The following is a 3,979-nucleotide window of genomic DNA, read 5'->3' on the forward strand; positions in this document are numbered from 1 at the left end:
GCCGGTAGATGGTGTTGTTCCCCTTCGGGGCCCCGGAGCCGCAACGGCGCCGGGGCCCCTCGACGCGTTCCCGTACCAGGAATAGGAAGAGGTGCAGTGACCACGGCCACCAACCCGCCCCGCACACCGAACACCCCCGACCTCGTCAGCTCCTTCGACGACGACTACCCCGCCTACACCATGGGCCGCGCCGCCGCCATGACCGGAACCACGGCCGGCTTCCTGCGCACCCTCGGCGACCAGGGCCTCATCACCCCGCTACGCTCCGACGGCGGCCACCGCCGCTACTCCCGCTACCACCTACGCATCGCCATGCGCGCCCGCGACCTCGTCGACCAGGGCACCGCCATCGACGCCGCCTGCCGCATCATCATCCTCGAAGACCCCCGGAGGCGAGGCCGGTGCGAGGCCGGTCCGAGAACTGCGGTCGGGCGCGGTCGACGAGGCTACGAACCCTGGGTGAACGCGGTGGCGTGGTCGGCGGCCCACTGGCGAAACGTTCGCGGTGGCGTCCCCAGGATGTCGGCCACCGCGGTGGTGACGTACGCGGGCTGTCCGACGGCCGCGCTCCACGCGGCGAGCAGCATGTCGACGACCGGGCCGGGCGCCGTACCCTTCCACAGGCTTCGGAACTCGTCCGGCGTGATCTCCTCGAAGTCGATCTTTCGCCCGAGGGCGTCGCCGATGAGGCCCACCTGTGCGGCCTGGGTCAGCGATTCGGGGCCCGTCAGGACGTAGTCGCCTCCGACGTGTCCGTCCCGGTGGAGCGTGCGCGCCGCGACGGCTGCGACGTCGCGGTCGTCGACCGGTGCCGACTCGGCGGCGCCGTAAGGCCACCGGACGACGCCGCCGGCCCGGATCGCGGTCGCCCACCAGGCCGGTGCGTTCGATGCGAGCATGCCCGGCCGGATGACCGTCGATTCGAGTCCGGTGGCCGCGATGAGCCGCTCGATGTCGGCGTGCATCGCTGCGATGGGATTGGGCTGCTGGAAGAGGGGGTGCGGTGTCCGGTGCGGGGAGGAGAGGAAGACGACCCGCCGCACGTGGGCCGCCAGCCGCTCGACGACGGCCTCGGTGGTCCGGGGCGGGGCGGTCCAGACGAGGAAGACCGCACCGGCACCGTTCAACGCCGGGTCGAGTGTCCCGGGCGCGGTGAGGTCGCCGGTGAAGACCTCGACCTTCGCCGGTAGCGTCGCCGCGGCCTCGGGGCGGCGGGTGAGGGCGCGGACCGGTACGCCCGCGTCGAGGAGTTGGTCGATGACGACGCGGCCGATCCGGCCGGTCGCCCCGGTGACGAGCACGGGAGGAGTGTCTTTCTGACTCATGCCGCCCATAAAAACGTTACTCGGTTAAAAAAGCAACTTGGTTATGAATGTTACGGTGGTCGGATGAACGAGCCGACGGGGCTGCGGGCCCGCAAGAAGGCGCGGACGCGCGATGCCATCGCCGACGCGTCCATCTCGCTGTTCCTGGAGCGCGGCTTCGACCGCGTCTCGGTCAGCGACATCGCCGCGGCAGTCGAGATCTCCAAGCCGACCCTCTTCCGGTACTTCCCCGCCAAGGAGGACCTGGTGCTGCACCGGTTCGCGGACCACCAGGGCGAGGCGGCGCGCGTCGTCCGTGACCGCGGGTCCGGCATCGAGCCGGTGCCTGCGCTGCACCGCCACTTCCGGGCCGGCCTCGATCGGTTCGACCCCGTCACCGGCCTCAACGACCACCCCGAGGTGGTGGCGTTCCATCGGCTGGTGTTCACCACACCGAGCCTGGCGGCACGGCTCACGCGCTACCAGCTCGAGGACGAGGAAGCACTGGCGGACGCACTCGGCGAAGGCATCCGGGCACGCCTGTGCGCTGCCCAGGTACTCGCAGTCCAACGGGTGCTCGCCCGGACCAACTGGCAGAAGATCGCTGACGGTCGAACCGCGCGCGACGTCCACACCGAGGCCCTGGCCGACGCCGACCAGGCATTCGAACACCTGCGGTGACGGGCGGCGCGCCCGCCCGACGAAGAGTCCACAGCCCAGTGCACGCATGACCGCGGGCCCGGCCGAGACGCCGACAGCCGCCGCATCGCCGGGCGCGATCCCCGGCATCGTTGACGCGACCCTCGGTCGGGCCACTGCTCGCAGCTACTCCGACGTCAACCCCCGAAGGACCTCCGGAGCCGACCGTCGTGTCTGCGCCTGCGCCGCCGGGAGCGTCCCACTCCCACGCTGCTCGCCGTCCGGGCCGGCCGCTGCACTGCCGCGCCGCAGCTGCGGTCGCCGGGTTCCGGCCACCCCGCGCCTACCGCCTGCCGCCGACCGGCCCTGCGGCTCCGACCGCCCGGTCGCGGCCCGGTCATCCTCTGCTCCTGAAGGTTCTTCCGGCGGCGCGTTCGCGGGCTGCGGCCGGGACTACCGGGCGTCGCGTCGCCGACGCGCGCGCTCGAACTCGGCGACGTCCGACATCCAGGGACCGTGCTGTTCGAGTGCGGCGCAGCCGCCGCGGACGAAGGTGCTCACCAGCTTCCGGTACCCGCCGATCCCGTCGACCAGGCCGTACTCGACCCGGTACTCCGGATCCGACCCGCCTTCCCCCTCGCGCAGCGTCGTGACCCGGGCGACGGAGTCCGCGTAGAAGTGGAGCTGGATCCCTTCGCCCATCTCCTCGTCCTCGATGGTGAACACCTCGTTGTCCGTGGCCGAGCGGTCGCCGACGAACTCCCAGAACTCCGCGGTGGCAGTGCGGGGGCTGTCCTGCCGCCACTTCTTCTCGGCGCCCTTGTCGTCGGTGAACGACAGGACCGTCTTCCTCGCACCCCCGTCCTTCCTCGCACCCCCGTCGAGGTCGGCGCGGTGGTCGGCGCCCTCGTCGTCATCCTCCATGGGGGTGTTCCTGGAGCGGTCCGCGGCCTCCGAGCACATCAGGAAGCTCACGGTGCGCACCGCGTCGTCGACCAGTTCAGGGTGTGCACGGCGTACGGCCGTTTCGACCGTGGTCTCCATCCGACGCCAGTCGTGCCTGTCGGTGGCGCGGTTTCCCCGTCGCGGATCGCGGCCGATCCGCAGCGCGGCGCACGCCTGCTCCGCGGTGGCGATCACCCGCAGGACCTCGGGCAGCAGCGCGGGTTGGACGGCATCGGGCATCCGTCGGGGAACGGTTCCGCCGTGCAGGTATTGGCCCGTGAACCTCAGGATCGCCGCGTCGAGTGGACCGAGTACCGCTCCGCGCTCGGCGCGACGGTGGTCCGCGTGGTACTCCTGGGCCCGCTTGCCGTTCGACGTCTCTGTCGCCGCGCGCATCGCCGCGCATACCTGACCGCGCTCCAGGAGACCGATGTCGGCCCCGTGGGCGATGAGCCGGCTCCTGTCCCACCGGATGCGCCGGAAGAGTGCGTCGACGTCCGCGGGCGCGCCGAGGAGGACCGGGTCCAGGAGCGCGACGGCGGCGTTCTCGTCGAGCCGGCCCCGGGTTCCGGCGTCGTCGCACAGCGGGAGGATCGCACTCCACAGCAGCAGGTGTCTGGCCAGGTCCTCCCGGATCACCGCAAGATGGGCTTCGCCGATCGAGAACGTGAACGTGCGAGGTTCGTGGTTGGCGTCGGCCCCGGCGCCGAGCATCAGCCTCAGCTCGCCGTCCTCACGGATCACGTTCGGGATCCAGCCGCTCCTGCGAGTGAAAACGATGTCTCTCATGGACTCAGTCTTTCCCGGAACGGCACCGGCCGGTACCACGGTGGTGTTGCAGCCCCACCCCGCACCATCCCTCGACGTCGACGGCCCGGCCAACTTCCGTGTCCGGCCGCCCGGCAGGCCCTCGGCGTGGAAAAGATCTTCTCCACGCTCGCCGTGAGGCAGCTAACGAGTTGGTGCGTGATAGCGAGTGGGGCCTTTGTGCTGCGGGTGGCATGATCGCGGCGTGCGGATCATGGTCAATCGGGCGGTTCTGGCGCATCGGCTGTTTACCGGTGTCTCCCGGCGGCATCTGGGCAGTCTGA

General features: G+C 71.0%; 3 protein-coding genes and 1 pseudogene. 2 read left to right on the forward strand and 2 right to left on the reverse strand.

Annotated elements, in window-relative coordinates; all coding sequences use genetic code 11:
* Nucleotides 1-180: 180 nt before the first annotated feature.
* Nucleotides 181-432: pseudogene (locus tag PUR61_RS01740) on the forward strand (helix-turn-helix domain-containing protein); the annotation flags it as partial.
* Nucleotides 433-446: 14 nt separating this feature from the next.
* Here the strand turns inward: PUR61_RS01740 and PUR61_RS01745 are convergent.
* The gene (locus PUR61_RS01745) at nucleotides 447-1,325 is read right to left on the reverse strand and encodes an SDR family oxidoreductase (protein ID WP_329874883.1); all 879 of its coding nucleotides are present in this window, start codon (nucleotides 1,323-1,325) and stop codon (nucleotides 447-449) included.
* Nucleotides 1,326-1,388: 63 nt separating this feature from the next.
* Between PUR61_RS01745 and PUR61_RS01750 the strand changes: the two genes are divergently transcribed.
* Nucleotides 1,389-1,985: a TetR/AcrR family transcriptional regulator gene (locus tag PUR61_RS01750; protein WP_329874885.1), complete on the forward strand. Its 597-nt coding sequence runs from the start codon at nucleotides 1,389-1,391 to the stop codon at nucleotides 1,983-1,985.
* A gap of 411 nt (nucleotides 1,986-2,396) precedes the next feature.
* Here the strand turns inward: PUR61_RS01750 and PUR61_RS01755 are convergent, their stop codons facing one another.
* Nucleotides 2,397-3,677, reverse strand: a complete 1,281-nt coding sequence (locus PUR61_RS01755) for a DUF6357 family protein (protein WP_329874887.1) — start codon at nucleotides 3,675-3,677, stop codon at nucleotides 2,397-2,399.
* Between the last annotated feature and the right edge of the window lie 302 nt (nucleotides 3,678-3,979).

This window comes from Streptomyces sp. BE20 (assembly GCF_036322525.1).
Lineage (GTDB): Bacteria > Actinomycetota > Actinomycetes > Streptomycetales > Streptomycetaceae > Kitasatospora.